Source organism: Acinetobacter sp. ANC_7655 (genome assembly GCF_056784015.1).
Map to the genome: position 1 here is coordinate 145,551 of NZ_JBWYJB010000006.1, position 22,310 is coordinate 167,860.

Genomic DNA, 22,310 nt, shown 5'->3' on the forward strand with positions numbered 1-22,310 from the left:
TTAGACCTTTAATTTTGTTGTCATTGCCCACACTATAGATTCATAAATGATGATTAGAGATTTTTTATGCGTGTAGATGTGTGGTCAGATGTAGTATGCCCTTTCTGCTATATCGGAAAAAAACGTTTAGAAGCAGCTGCTGCTGCAACTGGTGTAGAACTTGAAGTCCATTGGCACAGTTTTCAGCTAGATCCTGATGCACCGCCACGTCAAGAAGTCTCAAATAGCGAACGTTTAGCATTAAAATATGGGCGTACTGTCGCTGAAGTTGAAGAAATGCAACGCAATATTGCGGAAATGGCAAAAACAGAAGGCATCGAGTTCAATTGGGAAAATGCCAACTCAGGAAATACATTCAACGCCCATCGAATAATTCATCATGCACAAAGCTTAGGATTGGGTTCGGAAGCAAAAGAAGCCTTTTTTTATAGCTATATGACCCAAGGTTTAGCCATTGGTGAGCGTGAAACCCTCGAAGATGTTGCTTCGCGCATTGGTTTGAATCCAGTTGAAGTGGATGATATTTTGGATTCTGATCAATATGCCGATTTTGTCCAATTTGATGAAGAACTTGCACGTGATCAATTAAAAGTGACTGGCGTACCATTTTTTGTATTCGATCAGCGTGTGGCTTTGGCTGGTGCTCAACCGACTCAAGTCTTCCAAGATGTGATCAACAAAGTATTAACGACTGCCAATGAACAAACAGATCAACCCACTGTTGAAGATGCAGAAACTTGTACTGATGAACATTGTGACGTGCCACCAAGCAAATCATAAAACATCTTCGAGAACCTAAATACTGGCTTAAGGTTGCATGACTTAAGCCATATTTAGACTGTTATAAAAATAGAATTCAGCGTTGCATAAACAAGCCTATTCAAGTGAATCGGAACTGAATATACTTCATGTATAGATTCACTGCATGACTCTATACATGGTAAATTTTTATAGACCTCTTTCCCCAAGGAGGTCTTTTTTTATCTATAAAACAATTATTTAATAAAATTATTTGAGTTTTAAGTCTTCTCATTATCTGTTCCAATTTTAAATCACTTTAAATTCATTGTTGTTTATTGTGAATTTTGTTGAACAATTCATTAGAATAGATCAAACATTGATTTTTAATAATATCACGATGCTTAAGCCCATTTTTAATTTTATAAATAAATTCAGCGGCTTAACAATGAAAATGACTTAGAGCGAATATGAAAAGAATCATGCAGCAGTTCAAACCGTCAACCTTAAGTCTTGTCTTAAGTTGTAGCTTTTTAAGTACTTTCGTGTATAGCCAAGATCAGCAAGATGACTTGACTGATCCTTATCAAACAGATGAAATCAGTGTCAGTAACGAATTCCCTACTTTAGACTATCCTTTAGAATTTCAACAAAAAGATTGGCCAACATCGGATGAAAATAGCTTAGGTTGGATTAACTACGTTCCTCGCATGGTTGATGCAACGCCGACACTATTCCCAGAACAATCCAATAAAAAAATATACGCTCCGACCCAAGCGACTGAAGATTTATCATGGATTGACCGACGTCAAAAATCGATTCGCCACTGGGCAGACCGAACCGCTCAGCGAATCGATGGTTGGTTTGGTGAAGGTTATGAAGATGAAACCGCCAAAGCAACGCTACGTGTAATCTTTGATAATAAATGGAATAAGTATGATGGTTACGAATTCAAGCCACGTATACGCGGTAAAATCGACTTACCAACCTTAGAGCGTAAATTAAGTTTAGTCTTTGGTGATGATTCACTGGATAATGAAATTGACAACAATATTGCCATTACCAATGAAAATCCCGCTGCTGATCCCAACAAAAATGTCGACACTAAGCGAATCCGTGAAGATAACAGTTCGATCGCATTACGTTGGTCACAACTATCTGATAAGTTACCTTTCGATTTAGATGCTGACTTAGGTATTCGATCTGGAGATGACATTTATGCCCGCTTAAAGGCAAAAAAAGATTGGACTCTCGGGAATGATTTTTCCTTTCATGCTGAACAAATCTATCGTTATGGTATAGATAGCGAAAATTATCTAAGAACCAATTTGGAACTCACGCACGCACGTCCAAATGAAGCGTTTATTTCAAATCAGCTTTATCTAACTTATGCAGATGAGCAGGATGATGATTGGACTTGGGATAATCGTACCTATCGCCAACATCAGTTTTTCCATGATAACCGCTTTAACTACGGTATGTATGTGGGTGGTTATTACAACGAAGATGATTTACGTATGAACAGTTGGGGACCTTTTGTTTCTTGGCGCCAACCCTTATTTCGCGAATGGTTCTTTGTTCAAGGTGATCTTAACTATTTTAATGACAAGCGTGAAGATCGATCACACCATCCTCGTGCTTTAGTTCGTCTTGAAGCTAGATTTTAGCGCTCGATAATAATCATAAAACAAGCCCATCATTGATGGGCTTGTTTGGATCTTAGATTCTCAAATGACAGGCTTTTGAATCACGATACGATCATTACGTGTAATACGTGTTTTTTTAGGCGCCACTTCAGCTTCAGTTTTAGGTAAAACATAACCGACACGATCTGTGCGTGCGATACGTTTACTATCCACAAAAGGATTAATATCAAACTGTGGAATTTGATGCTTCACCACGGTTACACGATCATTTCGAACAATTTTTTTCACATCTTGTTCTGCATAAGAGACATTGGTTAAGCTCAGACAAAACATGCTAAATGCGAGCATCATTGAAGTTTTCATAGAATATTCCCAATATTTAATGATCGCTATTATAGATTAATTATTGTTTTTTAATATGTTTTACAAATCGAAACTTGGACGTATTTTTTTATCATCAACATCGAAAAAATTTATCTAGTTTAACCCAAAGCTTAAATAGTTCCTTTTACATCCTACGACGGCGCTGCATTAAAAAAGCCTATCCGAAGATAGGCTTTGGATCACAATTTAAAATATGCGCTTATTTCAATAATAAGCTGTTAATACGTTTTAAATATGCAGCTGGATCTTCTGGTAAACCACCTTCCGCAATCATCGCCTGATCAAAAATCACATTTGCAAGATCGTCAAATTGTGCTGAACCATCCAACTTTTTCACTAATGGATGCTCAGGGTTAATCTCTAAAATTGGCTTGCTTTCTGGGACTGCCTGACCTGCTTGCTTTAACATCCGAATCAACTGTGGAGACAATTCGCCTTCACCCGTCACCAGACACGCTGGAGAATCAACCAAACGAGTGGTTACGCGCACTTCTTTGGTTTTGTCTTTTAATGACTCAGACAGCTTTTCAACCACAGGTTTAAACTGCTCAGCCGCCGCTTCTAATGCTTTTTTCTCTTCAGCATCCTGTAAATCACCTAAGTCTACAGCACCTTTTGCGACATTCTGCATTGGTGTCCCGTCAAACTCATGAACAAATTCCATTGCCCATTCATCTACACGTTCAGTCATTAGCAGAACATCGATGCCTTTTTTCTTGAATAACTCAAGTTGTGGCGAGTTTTTAGCAGCGGCTAAGCTTTCCGCCGTTACATAATAAATCGCCTTTTGACCTTCTTTCATTGCTGCTTTGTAGTCAGCCAATGAAGTAGAGACCTCATCATTGTTTGAAGTTGCAAAGCGTAGAAGCTTCAAAATTCGGTCACGATTGGTGAAATCTTCACCCAAACCTTCTTTTAAGACAGACCCAAACTCAGCATAAAACTTCTTAAATTTCTCTTGATCTGCTTCATCTTCAGATTTAGCTAAAGTATCTAAAGTTGTTAAGATTCGACGTGTGTTGCCTTCACGGATGGTTTTAACATCTCGACTTTCTTGAAGTAATTCACGACTCACATTCAACGGTAAGTCTGCGCTATCCACAACACCTTGTACGAAACGTAAATAGTTCGGGATGAGATTATCTGCATCATCCATGATGAAGACACGTTTCACATAGAGCTTGATACCTGCTTTCGCTTCCCGTGAGAAAATGTTGTGCGGTGCTTTACTTGGGATATACAGTAATTGCGTATATTCAGTGCTCCCTTCTACACGGTTATGCGCCCAAGTAATCGGTGCTTCAAAGTCGTGACTTAAGTTTTTATAAAACTCAATATACTGTTCTTCAGTAATGTCATTCTTACTACGTGTCCACAATGCGCTGGCAGAATTTATCGCCTCCCATTCACCCGTTTTGACATACTGGCCTGGTTTCGCTTCTTCGCCCTCAGCTGCTTCTTCTTGTTGCCATACCTCTTTTTCCATTTGAATTGGTAAACTGATATGGTCTGAATATTTATTGATAATTTGCTTTACTTTATAACTTTGCAAATAATCTAATGCGTCTTCACGCAAGTGTAGAATAATATCTGTACCGCGACCTTCTTTCGTAATTTGCTCAACTTCAAATTCGCCTGTACCACCACTGATCCAACGTACACCTTCTGAAGCTTCAGCCCCTGCACGACGTGATTCAACTGTGATTTTATCAGCGACAATAAAGCCAGAATAAAAACCGACACCAAACTGACCAATTAACTGTGCATCTGACTTTTGATCACCGGTTAATTTAGACATAAAGTCTTTAGTACCAGATTTAGCAATCGTACCCAAATTATCAATAGCTTCTTGTTGGCTTAAACCAATACCGTTGTCTGAAATGGTGATGGTTTTATTATCTTTATCCAATTGTACGCGTACACGTAAATCTGGATCATTTTCATAGTATTCAGGATGATTAATCCCTTCAAAACGTAATTTATCACATGCGTCTGAAGCGTTTGAAATTAGCTCACGAAGGAAAATTTCTGGATTTGAATAAAGTGAATGCGTCACTAAATGTAAAAGCTGAGCAACTTCCGCTTGGAAACTATGTTTTTGTGTATTCTGCTCGCTCATAAACTACTCCTTAAACACATCAAAACAATTTTTTTGAATGCTTAATGAATGGTGTAGCTTCTAATTTTTTCAATGGTCAAAATTAAATTTTTTTAAAAAGGACCTTGTTTGTAAATTCGATCAAGATGTATTTCTAGTTTTTGCTGACGCATTTGATAGACATGATTTAAGCATTGCAAATTTGCTTGGCATTGATCACGTAATTCCAGCCATTTGACTTGTTCATTCTGAATGATTGATCGCATTCCCATCGGTACTAAACGACGTAGAATTTGATAAGTCGTAGCCATTTTAACATCTGCATCATTCACGATACGATGTACACAAACAGCTTTCTCAGTTTCGGACTGCGCCTTTTTGCAATCAAAACTCGCTGCAAATACTGGAACACTTCCACATGCAGCCAGTACAATGATGAGTTTTATGAATTGGTTCTTCATGCATACTACTCGGTTATGAGCTTTCTAGATTATTGAAAAAAATTGTTTTTTTATATGGTATTTTCTACCTGTTATAGTACAACACATAAAAAAAGCCCTATTGAATAATAGGGCTAGGCGCAACTTTATTTTTAGAATTTGTAGCTGTAACCAATGCTATAGATGACTGGATCTATATCTAGCTTGAACTTTGTTGTTCCATCTACATTCACTTCAGGGTTCAAATCTGCATAACGTACGTCAGCAAATACACCCCAGTTTTTTGCATCAGCTGGTTGGAAATTGAAACCTAACTGCGCTGCATAACCAAAATCTTCTTTTACACTTTGAACGCCTTGCTCATCCCAAGCAATAAATGCTGTTGCACCAAGACCAACATAAGGTGTAAATCCCGAGGTATTTTTAAAATGATATTTCGCAGTCAGTGTTGGTGGTAAATGTTTAATCGTCACTGCATCAGCGCCATTAATCAAAACATCATGGCGAACTGGAGTCGCTAATAATAATTCAGCAGAAATTTGATCATTAAAGAAATATTCCACCGAAGGGGTAAAAGCAAATTCATCATCGGCTTCCACTTTAGCTCCTCCTAGAGCAGCCACAGTGGTATCTTGCGTTGGAGAAATTGCAGATGCACCTACCTTAAGTTGCCATTCTCCTGCCAGTGCATTTGCTGACATCCCAACTAAAACAATCAGTGCAATTTTATTTAACATTATTATAACCTCTGAAAGAAATATCTAAATAAACCACTATTTAAATATAATAAACATGCCAAAAATTAATATGCAACTCTCAAAAATTAAATATAATACATTTTATTTATAAATAACTGATTATAATAATAATTTATTTTAAATCATACCAATTTAGTCAATTATAAAACCATCAATTATTTTAAATAACCTATTAATCATATTATTTTACTCGGAATTTTTTATTTAATCCTACTATTCTAATCTGATTTAAAATAAAAAAGGCGATTATATTAATCGCCTTTTATTCAATCATTTTTTAAATGTAGTTATAGGACCATTGCCGCGATCCAACCAAAAATCATCAATGGAATATTGAAATGAATAAATGTCGGAATCACACTGTCTTTCATATGATCATGTTGACCATCCATATTCAAGCCTGATGTTGGTCCTAAAGTCGAGTCTGAAGCTGGAGAGCCTGCATCACCTAGAGCTGCAGCAGTACCTATGAGCGCAATTGTTGCTGCTGGACTAAAACCAAACTGAATACATAATGGGACATAAATGATTGCAAGAATTGGCACTGTGGAGAATGATGATCCTATACCTAGTGTAATTAACAATCCGATGAGTAACATCCAGAATGCTGCCCAACCTTGACTATCACCAATCCATGCGACTGAAGCCTCAACTAGCGTTGGAACCTGACCAGTAGCGCCGATCACGGCTGCAAAACCTTGTGCTGCGATCATAATAAAACCCACGAGTGCCATCATACGCATACCAGTAATGATGACATCGTCAGCTTCTTTCCACTTGAAAATACCTGCACAGCTTAGGATCGCCACGCCGACTAAACCAGCTAAAATCATCGAATCAGAATACAATTGCACTGCAAGCGTTGCTAAAACAGCACCCCCCGCCATATAAATCGTAAATTTAGAAACCTCCGGTCTCGCAGAACCTTCTTGAACACCCATTTCACCCGAAATGCTTTGTGGTTGTTCTTCGACATGAATGTCACGATATTCTCGTGGTTTACGATAGCTATAAAACACTGCGATTAATAAACCTACGAACATCCCAAACACAGGAATCGCCATCGCAGAAGGGATTTGATCATAATCAATTTGGAAGCCAAGTGGTTCACCAAAAGTATTGATGTTTTGACCTAAAATATCATTTAGGAAAATTGCACCAAAACCGACTGGGATCAACATATAAGTTGCACATAAACCAAATGTGAGTAGACATGCAACCAATCGTCGATCAAGCTTTAAATGGTTGAATACCATCAATAATGGTGGAATCAATACAGGAATAAAAGCAATATGCACGGGAATTACGTTTTGAGAACAAACAGCCGCTATTGCAACCGTTGCAAAGATGGCATATTTGACACGATTTTGTATTTTAAGATTAGCCTCACCTTTAAGTGAATTAATCATTTTATATGCTAGAAGATCTGGCAAACCTGAACGAGCCAAAGTTAAGGCAAATGCACCAAGTACACCATAAGCTAAAGCAATCTGGGCACCCTTGCCCAAACCACCATTAAACGCTTCCATAGTGCCTTGTAAACCAAGACCAGCCAATAGGCCTCCTGTTACAGCACCAATGATCAGTGCAAATACCACAGGCACACGAGCCAAAGAGAGGCCAAACATGACCCCAATGGCAGCAAGAATTGCAAACATAAGAAATAGGAATCAGACAAAAAAACTATTTTATCAGAATTTGTTTGTAATAAATCTGCTCATCAGGGGTTGATACCTTCACTCGTCAGATTCTATTCGCCTTGCGCATTTTTTTTTGCAAATTGTTTAATATATGATGCGATCTCTTGTGCACGACTTAAAACTGCCCAGTGATTCGCATCTACCTCAACACGTTCAAAACCTGTCGCCCATTTTGGAATTTCGTCAATCAACTCTGGACTTACATATTTATCGCGTTTTAAGACTACCGCTTGAACGGGGCAAATCGCATGACGTTGACGAGGCATCATTAGACGTGGAATAAAGTTTGCCCGATACAGTGCCACACCATACTCACCATCCTTAGAGATATTTTGGTTTACAGGTAAGCCTTTTGTATCTTCAAGAATTTCAAATATTTTGCCCCAGCGATCTGGATTGAGAAAATTCCACATCGTCGGTGCAACTACGGGTAGCTGAAATAGTACGATGTACCAAGACTTAATCAATTGCTTAAAGAACTTTGGTTTTTGATGTTTGAATTGTTCACGCATCCAATAAGCAGCATGGTCCAAGCATGGTCCAGATATAGTGGTATATGAAAGAATACGACCTTTAAATTTAGATTCTGTTACGGATTCCCATGTTTGAATTGAGCCCCAATCGTGTGCTGCCACATGAAAGTTTCGATTTGGCAACAGATGATTTACCACACTCTCCAAATCCAAAGACAGTTGAGCTAATGCATAAGCGCGAATCTTTTTCGGTACGCTCGATTGACCAGCGCCACGCACATCATAAGTTACAACAAAATAATCTTCGATTAAATTCGAAATGATTGGTTCCCATACTTCTTGATTGTCTGGATAACCATGCACAAGCACCAATGCCGGCTTATTCCGATCTCCCCATGTTTTAGCATAGAGTTTTTGTTGATCTGTGGTGTTAATCCAATGCGATTCAAATTGCATAATATGCTCAACCTTTTTTGTTATTGATTGACCGTTTTCTTGGTCTACGATGATTTTCGATCAATGCCAGAATATTTTTTGTACTTTAGTATGCTAACTAATGAAATAAAAATAATTGACCTAAATGAGTATTTTGAAAAAGCTAACGACAATTCCGTTAATCTCCAAGTATATGTTTAATAGCTTTGCACCCTTTCAAGGCGCAGGCATTACTATCGATAAAATCGACTTAAAAAATCATCATATTCGTGTAAAAATGCCACTTACACGAAAAAATAAAAATATTGTGGGTGTCCACTTTGGCGGTAGCCTTTATTCTATGGTTGACCCATTCTATATGACATTACTCATGTATCACTTAGGTGATAAATATATTGTTTGGGATAAGGCTGCAAGCATCGATTTTTTAACTCCTGGTCGTAGCACTGTTTATGCAGATATCCGCATTGATTCCAGTGAAATACAACTCATCAAAGAGCTCGCTAGCAATCATGCTCCTGTTTACCGTAACTATACTGTGAATATTATGGATGAATCAGGCTTACGGATCGCAGAAGTTCACAAAACTGTGTATATCCGTCGCAAGAAGGCAAAAGCCACACGTTTCCGTTAATAAAAAAAGCGCTCTATGAGCGCTTTTTTTTATCACTTTAGCAAATTAACGATTATTTTGTTCTATCGCTTTTGCTCTATCGCTGCTCCTGCACCGCCGCCAATTGCACCACCAATTGCAGCGCCAGAGTTACCACCAAAAATACTTTTACCGACTGCAGACCCGATTGCACCGCCTACACCACTATAAGTGGCATTACGATCTGAGCCCCCTTGAGCTTTACTACCTATAGCGGCACCTGCACCACCACCAAGCGTTGCACCAACACCACCACCAACATTATTACCAACACCACCACCAAGTGCGCCACCTGCAGCAGCTGCACCAATACGCTGTTGATTCGGCGTCATGCTTTCACAACCTGCAAGTAGCATTGTAGATACGGTTGCCATCGCCATGACAGCTGTTAACTTTTTCATCTTGATGTCCCTCTTTGTCTATTTATATAAGCATATCGCGATCTAGAGAATAAAATTTTCAATTTCTGTTACAAGACAACGCGAAAATGATGCTATTTGTAAAGAGTTTTTTTCAAAATAGATATTTAGCCTCAAATTCACATTATCAAACTCAATAAAAAAAGGCACCCGTAGGTGCCTTCTTAATTCAGTTTAGATTAAAACTGATCTTCATTTAATGCTTGTGAGAACGCTTGGTCAACTTCAGAGAAGTCATTAACCAATTCGTGCTCAGCAGCTTCTGCTTCTTGACGACGACGCTCTAAGTGGTAAGCCAAACCTGTACCCGCTGGGATCAAGCGACCAACAACCACGTTTTCTTTTAGACCGCGTAAATCATCTTCTTTACCTGTTACAGCAGCTTCAGTTAACACACGTGTTGTTTCCTGGAACGATGCAGCAGAAATGAACGAGTCAGTAGAAAGTGAAGCTTTCGTGATACCCATCAATTGACGTTCAAACTTCGCAGGGAACTTGTTCTGAGCAAGTACTGCTTGGTTTTCTTGGACAACACGGATGTAATCCACTTGCTCGCCTTTGATGAAGCTTGTATCACCACCATCGATGATCTCAACTTTACGCAACATTTGACGTACGATGACTTCAATGTGCTTATCGTTGATTTTTACACCTTGGAGACGATATACGTCTTGAACTTCATTCACGATGTAGTTCGTAAGTGCAACTTCGCCTTTCAAACGTAAGATGTCATGTGGATTTTGCGGACCATCAGAAATCGTTTCACCACGGTTAACATGCTCACCTTCAAACACGTTAATCGTACGCCACTTAGGAATTAACTCTTCGTAAATCTCTGAGCCATCATCCGGTGTGATCACCAAACGATTCTTACCTTTAGTTTCTTTACCAAAGCTTACAACACCTGAAACTTCTGCAAGGATCGCATGTTCTTTCGGCTTACGTGCTTCAAACAAGTCAGCTACACGTGGAAGACCACCGGTAATATCACGAGTACGTGAAGTTTCTTGAGGTACACGACCAATTACATCACCCACACCAATTGTTTCGCCATCTCGGACAGTCACAATTGTATTTTGTGGTAAGAAGTAGAACTGTTCACCACCATCAACTGTATCTAATACAATCGCTGGACGTAAGTCTTTACCAGAAGCTGGACGAGACGTTACAGGTAAAATTTCAACTGTCGTCATACCAGTTGCATCATCTGTTTTCGAGGTTGCAGTTACACCATCAGCGATTTGGCTGAAACGTGCTTTACCAGCAACTTCTGTTACCAATGGATGCGTATGCGGATCCCAAGTCGCTACAATACCGCCAGCTTCTACCGCACCACCATCTTTAATCAAGATTGAGGCACCGTAAGGAAGTTTATAACGCTCACGCTCACGACCGATGTCATCAGTGATACCAATCTCACCAGAACGAGAAACAGACACTAAGTGACCTTTAGCGTGTTGAACTGTCTTCACATTATGGAAACGGACAAAGCCTGCATTACGTACTTGAACACTGTTCGCAGCAGAAGTTCGGCTCGCAGCACCACCCACGTGGAATGTACGCATCGTTAACTGTGTACCTGGCTCACCAATGGATTGAGCAGCCATTACACCCACTGATTCACCTGGATTCACCAAGTGACCACGTGCAAGGTCACGACCATAACATTTCGCACATACACCAAAAGTAGATGCACAGTTTACTACTGAACGCACTTTAACTTCATCGACACCTTGCTCTTCTAGGTAGTTTGCAAGTTTCTCATCGATGAGTGTATTACGTGGCAGTACTACTTCATCAGAACCTGGTCGCTTCGCATCTTCAGCTAATACACGACCAAGCACACGAGTACCTAAGTTCTCGATAACATCACCACCTTGAATGAATGGCGTCATTACGAGACCGTCAAAAGTACCGCAATCTGGCTCAGTAATCACTAAGTCTTGCGCTACGTCTACAAGACGACGTGTCAAGTAACCCGAGTTCGCTGTCTTCAATGCTGTATCGGCCAAACCTTTACGCGCACCGTGTGTTGAAATGAAGTACTGAAGTACTGTCAAACCTTCACGGAAGTTCGCTTTAATTGGTGTCTCAATAATCGAGCCATCCGGTTTTGCCATCAAACCACGCATACCTGCAAGCTGACGAATCTGTGCTGCACTACCACGGGCACCAGAATCAGACATCATGTAGATGGAGTTGAATGATTTTTGTTTCTCATCTTCGCCCTGTTTGTTCTTAACAGTCGTGTAAGACAAGTTATCCATCATCGCTTTCGCTACTTGGTCATTTGTACGTGCCCAAATATCGACAACTTTGTTATAACGTTCACCGGCAGTTACGAAACCTTGTTCGAACTGTTGCTCAATTTCACGAACTTCAACTTCAGCTTTCTCGATGATTGAATACTTCGCAGGTGGAATCACCATGTCTTCCATACCAACAGACACGCCTGAACGTGTTGCTTGACGGAAACCGAGGTACATCAATTGGTCAGCAAAAATAACAGTATCTTTCAAACCAAGCTTACGGTAGCAAGAGTTGATCAATTTAGAGATGTTCTTTTTGGTCATCTCAACGTTGATTTGCTCGAAGCTTAAACCTTCTGGCACAACTTCCCAAAGTAAACAACGGCCTGGCGTTGTATCAACGATAATCGTTTGTTGCTCACGCTCACCATTTTCATTGATCACAGTTTGATGTACACGAGCTTTAACGCGAGCATGTAAATCAACTTGACCTGTTGCAAGCGCACGGTTTACTTCGTGAGTATCCGCGAACACCATGCCTTCACCTTTGGCATTGATTGCATCACGCGTGATGTAATACAAGCCTAAGACAACGTCTTGCGATGGAACGATGATTGGTTCACCGTTTGCTGGAGACAAGATGTTGTTCGTTGACATCATTAACGCACGAGCTTCTAATTGAGCTTCAAGTGTTAATGGAACGTGTACCGCCATTTGGTCACCATCGAAGTCGGCGTTGAACGCAGCACATACGAGTGGGTGTAGACGGATCGCTTTACCTTCGATCAATACAGGTTCAAATGCTTGAAGACCTAAACGGTGAAGTGTTGGCGCACGGTTCAACATCACTGGATGTTGACGAATCACAGATGCAAGAACGTCCCAAACTTCTGGAGTCTCACGCTCAACCATTTTCTTCGCAGCTTTAATGGTAGTTGCTTGGCCAGACGCTTGTAATTTCGCGAAAATAAACGGCTTGAATAACTCAAGTGCCATTTTCTTAGGAAGACCACATTGGTGAAGACGTAAAGTAGGACCTACAGTAATTACCGAACGACCAGAATAGTCAACACGCTTACCAAGTAAGTTCTGACGGAAACGACCTTGTTTACCTTTGATCATGTCTGCCAAAGATTTAAGAGGACGTTTGTTCGAACCAGTAATTGCACGACCACGACGACCGTTATCTAACAATGCATCTACAGACTCTTGTAACATACGTTTTTCGTTACGTACGATGATATCTGGTGCAGCTAGATCAAGAAGACGCTTTAAACGGTTGTTACGGTTAATCACACGACGATAAAGATCGTTCAAATCAGATGTCGCGAAACGACCACCTTCAAGTGGTACAAGCGGACGAAGATCTGGTGGAAGTACTGGAAGTACAGTCAACACCATCCATTCTGGTTTGTTATTCGACTCTTTGAACGCTTCCATTAACTTCAAACGCTTAGATGCTTTCTTAAGCTTCGTTTCAGAAGTTGTATTTGGAATTTCTTCACGTAAACGAGAAATCTCAGCTTCAAGATCGATGTCTTTCAACAAATCTTGAACTGCTTCAGCACCCATTTTCGCAGTGAATTCATCACCGTGCTCTTCTAATGCTGTGAAGTATTCTTCGTCATTCAGAAGTTGGTATTTCTCAAATGGCGTCATACCAGGATCTGTTACAACGTAAGATTCGAAATACAATACACGTTCGATATCACGTAGCGTCATGTCTAAAAGAAGACCGATACGGCTAGGCAGTGATTTTAAGAACCAAATGTGTGCAACTGGTGAAGCAAGCTCAATGTGACCCATACGCTCACGACGAACTTTCGCAGTTGTTACTTCAACGCCACATTTTTCACAAATGACGCCTTTGTATTTCATACGCTTGTATTTACCACACAAGCATTCGTAATCTTTTACTGGACCAAAAATTTTGGCACAGAATAAACCATCACGTTCAGGTTTGAACGTACGATAGTTAATTGTCTCTGGCTTTTTAACTTCACCATGAGACCATGACTTAATCATTTCTGGTGACGCAAGACCAATACGGATGCGATCAAACTCTACAGGAGCATGACCGTCTGAATCCGTCTTTTTGCGCATGATATCGAGCAAGTCTTTCAATTTTTTTCTCCGTGTGTTGTGGAGATTTTCACTTCACAACTGGGTCACAAATATTGTTTTTTAACTGAATTGGTAATCTCCCCTAACCCCTCTTTTTTAAAGAGGGGTTAGTCTCCCCCTTATCAAAGGGGGATTGAGGGGGATTTAGTCACCATTTTTCAGTTCAATGTTGATACCTAAAGAACGGATCTCTTTGGTCAATACGTTGAACGATTCAGGCATACCTGGGTCCATATAATGGTTACCATCTACAATGTTCTTATAGATACGGGTACGACCCTCAACGTCATCCGACTTCACAGTCAGCATTTCTTGAAGCGTATAAGCTGCGCCATATGCTTCGAGTGCCCAGACCTCCATCTCACCGAAACGCTGACCACCGAATTGTGCTTTACCACCAAGCGGCTGTTGCGTTACAAGCGAGTAAGAACCTGTAGAACGCGCATGCATCTTGTCATCAACCAAGTGGTTCAATTTCAACATGTACATGTAACCTACAGTTACAGGACGGTCAAAACGTTCACCAGTACGGCCATCATACAGTACTGTCTGACCAGTACGTGAAAGACCAGATAGTTCTAATAACTCTTTGATTTGACCTTCTTCGGCACCGTCAAATACTGGTGTTGCAAGTGGAACACCTTTACGGAGGTTGCCTGAAAGTGCCAAGATTTCATCATCAGTTAAGCTATCAAGATCTTCTTGCTCGCCACCAACTTTGTTGTAAATCTTGTCTAAGAATTCACGAAGTTCAAGTACAGTACGTTGTTCTTTCAACATTTGATCGATCTTGTCACCAAGACCTTTCGCAGCCATACCCAAGTGAGTTTCAAGAATCTGACCCACGTTCATACGTGAAGGTACACCTAGTGGGTTCAATACGATATCTACTGGAACACCATTCGCATCATGTGGCATGTCTTCAACTGGCAAGATGTTTGATACAACACCTTTGTTACCATGACGACCCGCCATCTTATCACCAGGCTGAATACGACGTTTTACTGCTAGGTAAACTTTAACAACTTTCAATACGCCAGTTGTTAACTCATCACCTGTAGAAAGCTTGCGTTTTTTCTCAGCGAATTTCTCATCAATTTCAAGACTCTTCTCTTTCAAGAATACTTGAATTTGAGTTAAACGCTCCGCGATGCCTTCATCTACTGGTTGGATATCAAGTAGATCAACAAGTTCTAGATTTGAAAGAACTTCATCAGTTAACTTATCGCCACGTTTTGTTGTACCGCCGCCATTAGACTCTTGACCATTCAACAAACGTACAACGCGCTCACGTGCAGCTTCTTCGAAGATTTTGTATTCTTCTTTCAAATCTTTACGGTATGCATCAAGTTGAGCTTTTTCAATCGCTTGAGCACGTTCGTCTTTCTCGATACCATCACGAGTAAACACTTGAACGTCGATAACTGTACCCTTCGTACCAGATGGAACACGAAGTGAAGAGTCTTTCACATCAGCTGCTTTTTCACCAAAGATTGCACGAAGCAATTTTTCTTCAGGAGTCAACTGCGTTTCGCCCTTAGGTGTTACTTTACCAACTAAGATGTCGCCAGCAGTTACTTCAGCACCGATATAGACAATACCTGATTCATCAAGCTTAGAAAGTGCAGCCTCACCTACGTTCGGGATATCAGCAGTAATTTCTTCTGAACCAAGTTTAGTATCACGCGCGACACAAGAGAGTTCTTGAATGTGAATAGACGTCAAACGATCTTCTTGAAGAACACGCTCAGATAATAAGATCGAGTCTTCGTAGTTATAACCGTTCCAAGTCATGAACGCGACACGCATGTTTTGACCAAGTGCCAATTCACCGCCATCAGTTGATGGACCATCAGCAAGTACATCACCACGACCAACTTTGTCGCCTAGGTTCACAAGCACTTTTTGGTTGATACATGTGTTTTGGTTCGAACGTGTGTACTTGATCAAGTTGTAGATATCTACACCTGCTTCACCCGCAACCATTTCATCTTCATTCACACGAATAACGACACGAGATGCATCTACGTATTCAATACGTCCACCACGTTTCGCGATCACACACACGCCTGAGTCATGCGCCACGTTCGCTTCCATACCTGTACCAACAAGAGGCTTGTCAGCAATCAGCGTAGGAACAGCCTGACGTTGCATGTTTGAACCCATCAATGCACGGTTCGCATCATCGTGTTCAAGGAATGGAATCAGTGACGCAGCCACAGAAACAACCTGCTGAGCAGATACGTCCATGTGCGTTACTTTTTCTGGCGGCATACGTACGAAGTCACCTTGGTGACGAACAGATACGAATTCTTCTGTTAAGTTGCCATCTTTATCCAATTGAGAATCGGCCTGTGCAATCACAGTACCTACTTCTTCAATTGCAGATAAATATTCAACTTCATCCGTTACACGACCATCAACAACTTTACGATATGGAGTTTCTAAGAAACCAAAGCTATTCGCTTTCGCATATACAGATAATGAGTTGATCAAACCAATGTTTGGACCTTCAGGCGTTTCAATTGGACAAACACGACCGTAGTGAGTCTGATGTACGTCACGTACTTCAAAGCCCGCACGTTCACGTGTTAAACCACCTGGACCTAATGCTGATACACGACGTTTGTGTGTAATTTCAGACAATGGGTTGTTTTGATCCATGAACTGAGATAACTGGCTTGAACCAAAGAATTCTTTGATTGCAGCCGCTACTGGTTTTGCGTTGATCAAGTCTTGTGGAGACAAATTATCTGTCTCTGCTTGTGATAAACGCTCTTTCACAGCACGTTCAACACGAACTAGCCCCACACGGAATTGGTTTTCTGTCATTTCGCCAACAGAACGTACGCGACGGTTACCTAGGTGGTCGATATCATCGACTTCACCTTTACCGTTACGGATTTCAACCAGTGTTTTTAATACGTCAATGATGTCATCGTTTGAAAGAATACCTTCAACTTCACGTGACTTCTGATCTGTACCCACTTCGTAAGGACGACCCAAACGACGGTTGAACTTCATACGACCAACTGGTGATAAGTCATAACGTTCAGAAGAGAAGAACAAGTTATTGAATAAGTTTTCTGCAGCTTCTTTCGTTGGTGGCTCACCTGGACGCATTACCTTGTAAATTTCTACAAGCGCTTCTTCACGACCAGAAGTCGTATCAGCACGTAATGAATCAGCTACGAATGAACCGCGATCAATGTCATTGGTATAAAGTACGTTAAATTGCTTAACGCCGCCTTCAGCGATTTTAACCATCACTTCATGGCTAAGAACCGTGTTTGCAGCAATCACATCACCATTGTGTAATGTAATATCTTCAGCAGTAATACGCTCATATAAATATTCATCAGGTACTGGAAGTTTAGTTAAGCCTGCAGCTTCCATTTGACGAACATGACGCGCATTAATACGTTTACCTTGCTCAACGATTGTCTTACCGTCATTGTCTGTGATATCAAATTGTGCCATTTCGCCACGCAGACGCTCTGGAACCAAGTCAATTTGATAGCTGCCCATGTCTAGATATACAGGAACCTTTTCATAGAACATGTCTAGAATTTGTTCGTTTGTATAGTTCAAGGCACGAAGAATCACAGTCGCAAGTAACTTACGGCGACGGTCAATACGAACGTATACTAAATCTTTAGCATCAAACTCAAAGTCTAACCATGAACCACGGTAAGGAATGATACGTGCTGAATAAAGCACCTTACCACTTGAATGCGTCTTACCCTTGTCATGATCAAAGAACACACCAGGTGAACGATGTAATTGAGATACGATTACACGCTCAGTACCATTGATCACGAACGTACCATTCTGTGTCATAAGTGGCATTTCACCCATGTACACTTCTTGTTCACGTACGTCTTTAATTGATTTCGTTTCGCGATCCTTAATGATCAAACGAATTTTTACGCGCATTGGTGCCGCATAAGTTGAGCCACGAAGAATACATTCGCGAACGTCAAACTCTGGTTTACCAAGGCTATACTCAACGAATTCTAAAGCAGCATTCCCAGAATAACTTTCAATTGGAAAAACTGAACGAAATGCGGCTTGGAGACCGATATCTTCGCGGTTTTTTGGTGTTTTGCCATCTTGAAGGAACGTTCTGTACGAGTCGACTTGAATCGCGAGCAGGTACGGAGCATCCATCACTTGGGGCAATTTACCAAAATTCTTACGGATCCGTTTCTTTTCGGTATATGAGTATGCCATCTGGAGTCCTCGGAAAGTAAACTAAACCCGCCTGCAGAACGGGTCTAGAAGGAATTACGCAGGTCGATATGACCACCACTTTGTTCAAATGCTGCAATGTTCAGTGGTATTAAAACGCTTAACAATATTTTTAAACATGGAAAAATATTGGTAAGCGTTTGATTTTATTCAATTATAGTTAGTATTGATGATTTTTACATCAAGTTAACAAAAATCGAGCCGATAATTGTAACGCAAAAAGGCTGATGACCCAAGAGCCATCAGCCAATTTTTGGGGTCAAATTAATAATGACCCCATGGCGAAATTACTTAACAGTAACTTGAGCACCAGCTTCTTCAAGTTTCTTCTTAAGTTCTTCAGCTTCTTCTTTAGAAACACCTTCTTTAAGAAGAGCTGGAGCGCCTTCAACTAAATCTTTAGCTTCTTTAAGACCAAGACCAGTAGCTTCACGAACTGCTTTAATTACAGCAACTTTGTTAGCACCGAAAGAAGTCAACTCTACATTGAATTCAGTTTGTTCTTCAGCAGCAGCAGCGCCAGCACCTGGAGCAGCAGCTACAGCTACAGCAGCAGCAGATACATTGAATTTCTCTTCAAAAGCAGAGATAAGTTCAACAAGTTCAAGAACAGTTTTTTCAGCAACTGCGTTTAAGATTTCTTCGTTAGTTAAAGCCATGAGAATAACTCCAAATGGATATTGAATGGTGTGGAAATTGATTTATTAAGCTTAAGCAGCTTCTGACTCGTTTTTCTCTTTGAGCGCAGTAATAAGGCGACCCAATTTCGAAATAGGAGCTTGAAGAACATTTGCAAGCATAGTAAGCGCTTTTTCTTGGTTCGGAAGGTTCGCGATTACGCTAACTTCAGCACCTTGATAAACCTTGCCATCGAATGCAGCAGCTTTAAGTTCAAATGCTTTATTAGTTTTAGCAAATTCTTCAAACAAACGAGCAGCTGCGCCCATGTCGTCTTCAGAAGTCGAGAAAGCTAAAATTGTTGGGCCAACAAGGTTGTCGTTCAAGATATCGAACTGAGTATCTTGAAGAGCACGTTTAGCCAAAGTATTACGCACGATACGTGTAGTAACACCTAGTTTACGAGCTTCAACACGAAGAGCAGTTAATTGCTCAACAGTTAAACCTTGGTAGTCAGCAACAACAGCAGTGAAAGCAGTAGAAGCAACAGCGTTAACTTCAGCTACGATCTGTTTTTTGTCTTCGATAAGAAGAGCCATTGTAAAACCTCCTAACGGTGATTTATGTACTCACGCGAAGTACACTCCCAGTTCGTTAACTCATCACTGAGTCAACACGCGGAGGATGAACTAAATCACACCACCGCGTCTACGCAGGCTAGAATATTAAGAGCGAAGCATAAAACTCCCCTCGCCTGAGGTCTTTGACGCTGATAAATTCTCATTTACCAATTCAAAGTTTGCCTAAGTTCGCAAGAAATCCAAAACCGGTATCTTGCGTAAGATTTGAAGCAGCGCTTCAAATCTTACTCAGGGCTTTAAAATTCTGTCTAAGTTAAACTTAGTTAGAAACGTTAGTTACATCAATAGTAAGACCAGGACCCATAGTTGAGCTTAAAGTGATCTTTTTGATATAAACACCTTTAGAAGTTGCAGGTTTTGCTTTCTTAAGGTCAGCTACAAGAGCTTCAACGTTTTGACGAACAGCTTCAGCAGTGAAACCTACTTGACCGATCGCAGCATGGATGATACCCGCTTTGTCTACACGGTAACGTGCTTGACCAGCTTTTGCATTTTTAACTGCAGTTGCTACGTCAGGAGTTACAGTACCCACTTTAGGGTTTGGCATTAAGCCACGTGGACCAAGGATTGTACCTAACTTACCTACAACGCGCATTGCATCTGGAGCAGCAATCACTACGTCAAAGTCAAGGTTACCCGCTTGAATGCTTTCAGCAAGGTCATCAAAACCAACTACGTCTGCGCCTTCAGCTTTAGCAGCTTCAGCAGCAGCGCCTTGAGCAAACACAGCTACACGTACAGTTTTACCAGTACCTGCAGGAAGTGTAGTCGCGCCACGAACAACTTGGTCAGATTTACGAGGATCAACACCTAGATTTACAGCTACATCCAAAGATTCTTTGAATTTAGCAGCTGGAAGGCTAGAAAGTACTGCTACAGCTTCTTCCAAAGTATAAACTTTGTTCGCTTCTACAGCAGCTGCAATCGCTTTTTGACGTTTAGTTAATTTAGCCATGTCTTAAAGCTCCACTTCCAAGCCCATAGAACGTGCAGAACCAGCAATGGTACGTACACGCGCGTCTAAGTCAGCACCAGTTAAATCTGGTTCTTTAGTAGTCGCGATCTCTTCTAATTGAGCACGAGTCAACTTACCAACTTTAGTTTTGTTAGGTACAGCTGAACCCTTTTGGATACCAGCAGCTTTCTTAAGCAGAATAGCAGCAGGTGGAGTTTTCATGATAAATGTGAACGACTTGTCGTTGTACACAGTGATCACTACAGGAATCGGAAGACCAGCTTCAAGTTTTTGTGTAGCAGCATTGAATTCTTTACAGAATGCCATGATGTTTACACCACGTTGACCTAGTGCAGGACCGATTGGTGGAGATGGATTCGCTTTACCAGCTGGAACTTGCAGCTTGATATAGCCGTCAATCTTCTTAGCCATTTCAATTACCTCTGGGTACAAACGCCGATTAAGGCTCCCCAATATTTACAAGTAACGATACCGTTACAACAACAATGCCCGATTAATAAAATCGGGCGTTTTCAACCAATTCAGATTAAATTGTTTTTTCGACTTGGCGAAATTCCAATTCAACTTGAGTTGGTCGATTGAATACATTAATCGTCAACGTTAAGCGTGACTTTTCGTACTGAACTTCTTCCACCACACCTTTAAAGTCTGTGAATGGACCATCAGTAACCAATAATTCTTCGCCTGGCTCGAACATTGTCTTAGGACGAGGTGCTTCGCCAGTATTGCGTACACGTGCAAGAATCGCGTCAGCTTCTTTTTGCGTAATTGGAGCAGGCTTTTCTGCCGTACCACCAATAAATCCGAGTACTTTTGGACATTCTTTAACAATGTGCCAAGTATCGTCATTCATTTCCATTTCAACTAACACATAGCCTGGAAAGAATTTACGCTCTGACTTACGTTTCTTACCATCCTTCATTTCCACCACTTCTTCGGTAGGAACAAGGACTTCACCAAAGCTATCGGCAACAGCGCTACGCTGGATTCGATCATTAAGCGAACGCATCACTTGTTTTTCATAACCTGAATAGGCATGAATAATGTACCAACGTTTCATAGCTCTTTTACCCGATAATAAACTTCATCAACCAACTAATAATGTAATCAAAACACCATAAACCAATAGCGGTGATTACAACAACAAGTAACACTTGCCATGATGCAGTTACTGTTTCTTGCTTTGTTGGCCAAATCACTCGACGCAGTTCAATGCGCGAGTCTTTCAACAAACGAACAAAGCCTTTGCCTTGATGGGTGGCGTATAATAAACCTAAAGCCACAACGATACAAGCCAAAATTACCCCAACACGCACCCAAATATTGTTTGCGGGAACCCAATATGCTGGAAGATGTTGATTTACCATAAGTGCACCAGCAAGTAATGCCAATGCAATAATCCATAAAATCACGTCAACTGGTGAACCAGATTTAACGACTTCAGCGGAATTGTTTCTTTGAGGAATTGGCGCGTCGCTTAATGCGTCACGCGATTTATCATTCGACATTTTTGTACTCGTCGTTGAATTCGCGACTTATTATATGACCAGTTTAGCCAGCATCAAGCTTTTTATCAAAAATAATTTGGCAGGCCAGGAGGGACTCGAACCCCCAACATTCGGTTTTGGAGACCGACGCTCTACCAATTGAACTACTGACCTATAACAAAACCGAGAATCGAAACTCTCGGTTTTCGTTTGTACTTCTA

Annotated in this window: 18 protein-coding genes and 1 tRNA gene; 3 read left to right on the forward strand and 16 right to left on the reverse strand. The window is 40.8% G+C overall.

Annotated elements, in window-relative coordinates; all coding sequences use genetic code 11:
- Nucleotides 1-66: 66 nt before the first annotated feature.
- The gene (locus tag AC1M9N_RS08625; RefSeq protein WP_481952164.1) at nt 67-780 is read left to right on the forward strand and encodes a DsbA family oxidoreductase; all 714 of its coding nucleotides are present in this window, start codon (nt 67-69) and stop codon (nt 778-780) included.
- Between the two features lie 428 nt (nt 781-1,208).
- Nucleotides 1,209-2,405: a hypothetical protein gene (locus AC1M9N_RS08630; protein ID WP_481954595.1), complete on the forward strand. Its 1,197-nt coding sequence runs from the start codon at nt 1,209-1,211 to the stop codon at nt 2,403-2,405.
- Nucleotides 2,406-2,465: 60 nt separating this feature from the next.
- Here AC1M9N_RS08630 and AC1M9N_RS08635 read toward each other — a convergent pair whose 3' ends face one another.
- From AC1M9N_RS08635 to AC1M9N_RS08660, 6 genes are all read right to left on the reverse strand, one after another.
- Nucleotides 2,466-2,747: a hypothetical protein gene (locus tag AC1M9N_RS08635; RefSeq protein WP_481954596.1), complete on the reverse strand. Its 282-nt coding sequence runs from the start codon at nt 2,745-2,747 to the stop codon at nt 2,466-2,468.
- 220 nt (nt 2,748-2,967) lie between these two features.
- Nucleotides 2,968-4,887 (reverse strand): molecular chaperone HtpG, encoded by a 1,920-nt coding sequence (htpG, locus tag AC1M9N_RS08640; RefSeq protein ID WP_481954597.1) that lies wholly within the window; start codon nt 4,885-4,887, stop codon nt 2,968-2,970.
- A gap of 92 nt (nt 4,888-4,979) precedes the next feature.
- Nucleotides 4,980-5,327, reverse strand: coding sequence for a lysozyme inhibitor LprI family protein (locus AC1M9N_RS08645; protein WP_481954598.1), 348 nt, complete (start codon nt 5,325-5,327; stop codon nt 4,980-4,982).
- Nucleotides 5,328-5,458: 131 nt separating this feature from the next.
- Nucleotides 5,459-6,043 carry an OmpW/AlkL family protein gene (locus tag AC1M9N_RS08650; protein WP_481587406.1) on the reverse strand — a complete coding sequence of 195 codons (585 nt, stop codon included), beginning with the start codon at nt 6,041-6,043 and terminating at the stop codon, nt 5,459-5,461.
- A gap of 308 nt (nt 6,044-6,351) precedes the next feature.
- Nucleotides 6,352-7,722 (reverse strand): Na+/H+ antiporter family protein, encoded by a 1,371-nt coding sequence (locus tag AC1M9N_RS08655; RefSeq protein ID WP_092766629.1) that lies wholly within the window; start codon nt 7,720-7,722, stop codon nt 6,352-6,354.
- Nucleotides 7,723-7,814: 92 nt separating this feature from the next.
- On the reverse strand, nt 7,815-8,693 hold the full coding sequence (locus tag AC1M9N_RS08660; RefSeq protein WP_481954599.1) for an alpha/beta fold hydrolase: 879 nt from the start codon (nt 8,691-8,693) through the stop codon (nt 7,815-7,817).
- 124 nt (nt 8,694-8,817) lie between these two features.
- Here AC1M9N_RS08660 and AC1M9N_RS08665 point away from each other — a divergent pair, with 124 nt between their 5' ends.
- Nucleotides 8,818-9,306, forward strand: coding sequence for a DUF4442 domain-containing protein (locus AC1M9N_RS08665; protein ID WP_035265952.1), 489 nt, complete (start codon nt 8,818-8,820; stop codon nt 9,304-9,306).
- A gap of 62 nt (nt 9,307-9,368) precedes the next feature.
- On the opposite strand, the gene AC1M9N_RS08670 is transcribed toward AC1M9N_RS08665, so the two are convergent.
- The 10 genes from AC1M9N_RS08670 to AC1M9N_RS08715 all read right to left on the reverse strand — a co-directional run bounded on the left by AC1M9N_RS08670 (nt 9,369) and on the right by AC1M9N_RS08715 (nt 22,263).
- Entirely contained in the window at nt 9,369-9,725 is a 357-nt protein-coding gene (locus tag AC1M9N_RS08670) for a DNA transfer protein p32 (RefSeq protein WP_481592362.1), read from the reverse strand.
- Between the two features lie 197 nt (nt 9,726-9,922).
- Nucleotides 9,923-14,116, reverse strand: coding sequence for a DNA-directed RNA polymerase subunit beta' (gene rpoC / locus AC1M9N_RS08675; RefSeq protein WP_035265945.1), 4,194 nt, complete (start codon nt 14,114-14,116; stop codon nt 9,923-9,925).
- Nucleotides 14,117-14,260: 144 nt separating this feature from the next.
- Complete coding sequence (gene rpoB, locus AC1M9N_RS08680) at nt 14,261-18,349, reverse strand: DNA-directed RNA polymerase subunit beta (protein WP_481590119.1); 4,089 nt, start codon at nt 18,347-18,349, stop codon at nt 14,261-14,263.
- A 305-nt stretch (nt 18,350-18,654) separates the two neighbouring features.
- A complete protein-coding gene (gene rplL, locus AC1M9N_RS08685; protein ID WP_035265942.1) occupies nt 18,655-19,026 on the reverse strand; it encodes a 50S ribosomal protein L7/L12 in 372 nt (123 codons plus the stop codon).
- A gap of 51 nt (nt 19,027-19,077) precedes the next feature.
- A complete protein-coding gene (rplJ, locus tag AC1M9N_RS08690) occupies nt 19,078-19,584 on the reverse strand; it encodes a 50S ribosomal protein L10 (RefSeq protein ID WP_035265941.1) in 507 nt (168 codons plus the stop codon).
- A 301-nt stretch (nt 19,585-19,885) separates the two neighbouring features.
- Nucleotides 19,886-20,581 (reverse strand): 50S ribosomal protein L1, encoded by a 696-nt coding sequence (gene rplA, locus AC1M9N_RS08695; protein WP_035265940.1) that lies wholly within the window; start codon nt 20,579-20,581, stop codon nt 19,886-19,888.
- A gap of 3 nt (nt 20,582-20,584) precedes the next feature.
- Nucleotides 20,585-21,013 (reverse strand): 50S ribosomal protein L11, encoded by a 429-nt coding sequence (gene rplK, locus AC1M9N_RS08700; RefSeq protein ID WP_004813566.1) that lies wholly within the window; start codon nt 21,011-21,013, stop codon nt 20,585-20,587.
- Between the two features lie 115 nt (nt 21,014-21,128).
- The gene (gene nusG, locus AC1M9N_RS08705) at nt 21,129-21,662 is read right to left on the reverse strand and encodes a transcription termination/antitermination protein NusG (protein ID WP_035265938.1); all 534 of its coding nucleotides are present in this window, start codon (nt 21,660-21,662) and stop codon (nt 21,129-21,131) included.
- 7 nt (nt 21,663-21,669) lie between these two features.
- On the reverse strand, nt 21,670-22,110 hold the full coding sequence (gene secE / locus AC1M9N_RS08710; protein WP_035265936.1) for a preprotein translocase subunit SecE: 441 nt from the start codon (nt 22,108-22,110) through the stop codon (nt 21,670-21,672).
- Nucleotides 22,111-22,187: 77 nt separating this feature from the next.
- A tRNA-Trp gene (locus AC1M9N_RS08715) sits at nt 22,188-22,263 on the reverse strand.
- Nucleotides 22,264-22,310 lie beyond the last annotated feature (47 nt).

Coding starts and splice junctions, on each gene's coding strand:
- AC1M9N_RS08650 (WP_481587406.1), bottom strand. CDS start 6,043: ATGTTAAATAAAATTGCACTGATTGTTTTAGTTGGGATGTCAGCAAAT.
- AC1M9N_RS08655 (WP_092766629.1), bottom strand. CDS start 7,722: ATGTTTGCAATTCTTGCTGCCATTGGGGTCATGTTTGGCCTCTCTTTG.
- AC1M9N_RS08665 (WP_035265952.1), top strand. CDS start 8,818: ATGAGTATTTTGAAAAAGCTAACGACAATTCCGTTAATCTCCAAGTAT.
- rplA (WP_035265940.1), bottom strand. CDS start 20,581: ATGGCTAAATTAACTAAACGTCAAAAAGCGATTGCAGCTGCTGTAGAA.
- rplK (WP_004813566.1), bottom strand. CDS start 21,013: ATGGCTAAGAAGATTGACGGCTATATCAAGCTGCAAGTTCCAGCTGGT.
- rplL (WP_035265942.1), bottom strand. CDS start 19,026: ATGGCTTTAACTAACGAAGAAATCTTAAACGCAGTTGCTGAAAAAACT.
- secE (WP_035265936.1), bottom strand. CDS start 22,110: ATGTCGAATGATAAATCGCGTGACGCATTAAGCGACGCGCCAATTCCT.
- AC1M9N_RS08670 (WP_481592362.1), bottom strand. CDS start 9,725: ATGAAAAAGTTAACAGCTGTCATGGCGATGGCAACCGTATCTACAATG.
- rplJ (WP_035265941.1), bottom strand. CDS start 19,584: ATGGCTCTTCTTATCGAAGACAAAAAACAGATCGTAGCTGAAGTTAAC.
- AC1M9N_RS08660 (WP_481954599.1), bottom strand. CDS start 8,693: ATGCAATTTGAATCGCATTGGATTAACACCACAGATCAACAAAAACTC.
- AC1M9N_RS08625 (WP_481952164.1), top strand. CDS start 67: ATGCGTGTAGATGTGTGGTCAGATGTAGTATGCCCTTTCTGCTATATC.
- nusG (WP_035265938.1), bottom strand. CDS start 21,662: ATGAAACGTTGGTACATTATTCATGCCTATTCAGGTTATGAAAAACAA.
- rpoB (WP_481590119.1), bottom strand. CDS start 18,349: ATGGCATACTCATATACCGAAAAGAAACGGATCCGTAAGAATTTTGGT.
- AC1M9N_RS08635 (WP_481954596.1), bottom strand. CDS start 2,747: ATGAAAACTTCAATGATGCTCGCATTTAGCATGTTTTGTCTGAGCTTA.
- htpG (WP_481954597.1), bottom strand. CDS start 4,887: ATGAGCGAGCAGAATACACAAAAACATAGTTTCCAAGCGGAAGTTGCT.
- AC1M9N_RS08630 (WP_481954595.1), top strand. CDS start 1,209: ATGAAAAGAATCATGCAGCAGTTCAAACCGTCAACCTTAAGTCTTGTC.
- AC1M9N_RS08645 (WP_481954598.1), bottom strand. CDS start 5,327: ATGAAGAACCAATTCATAAAACTCATCATTGTACTGGCTGCATGTGGA.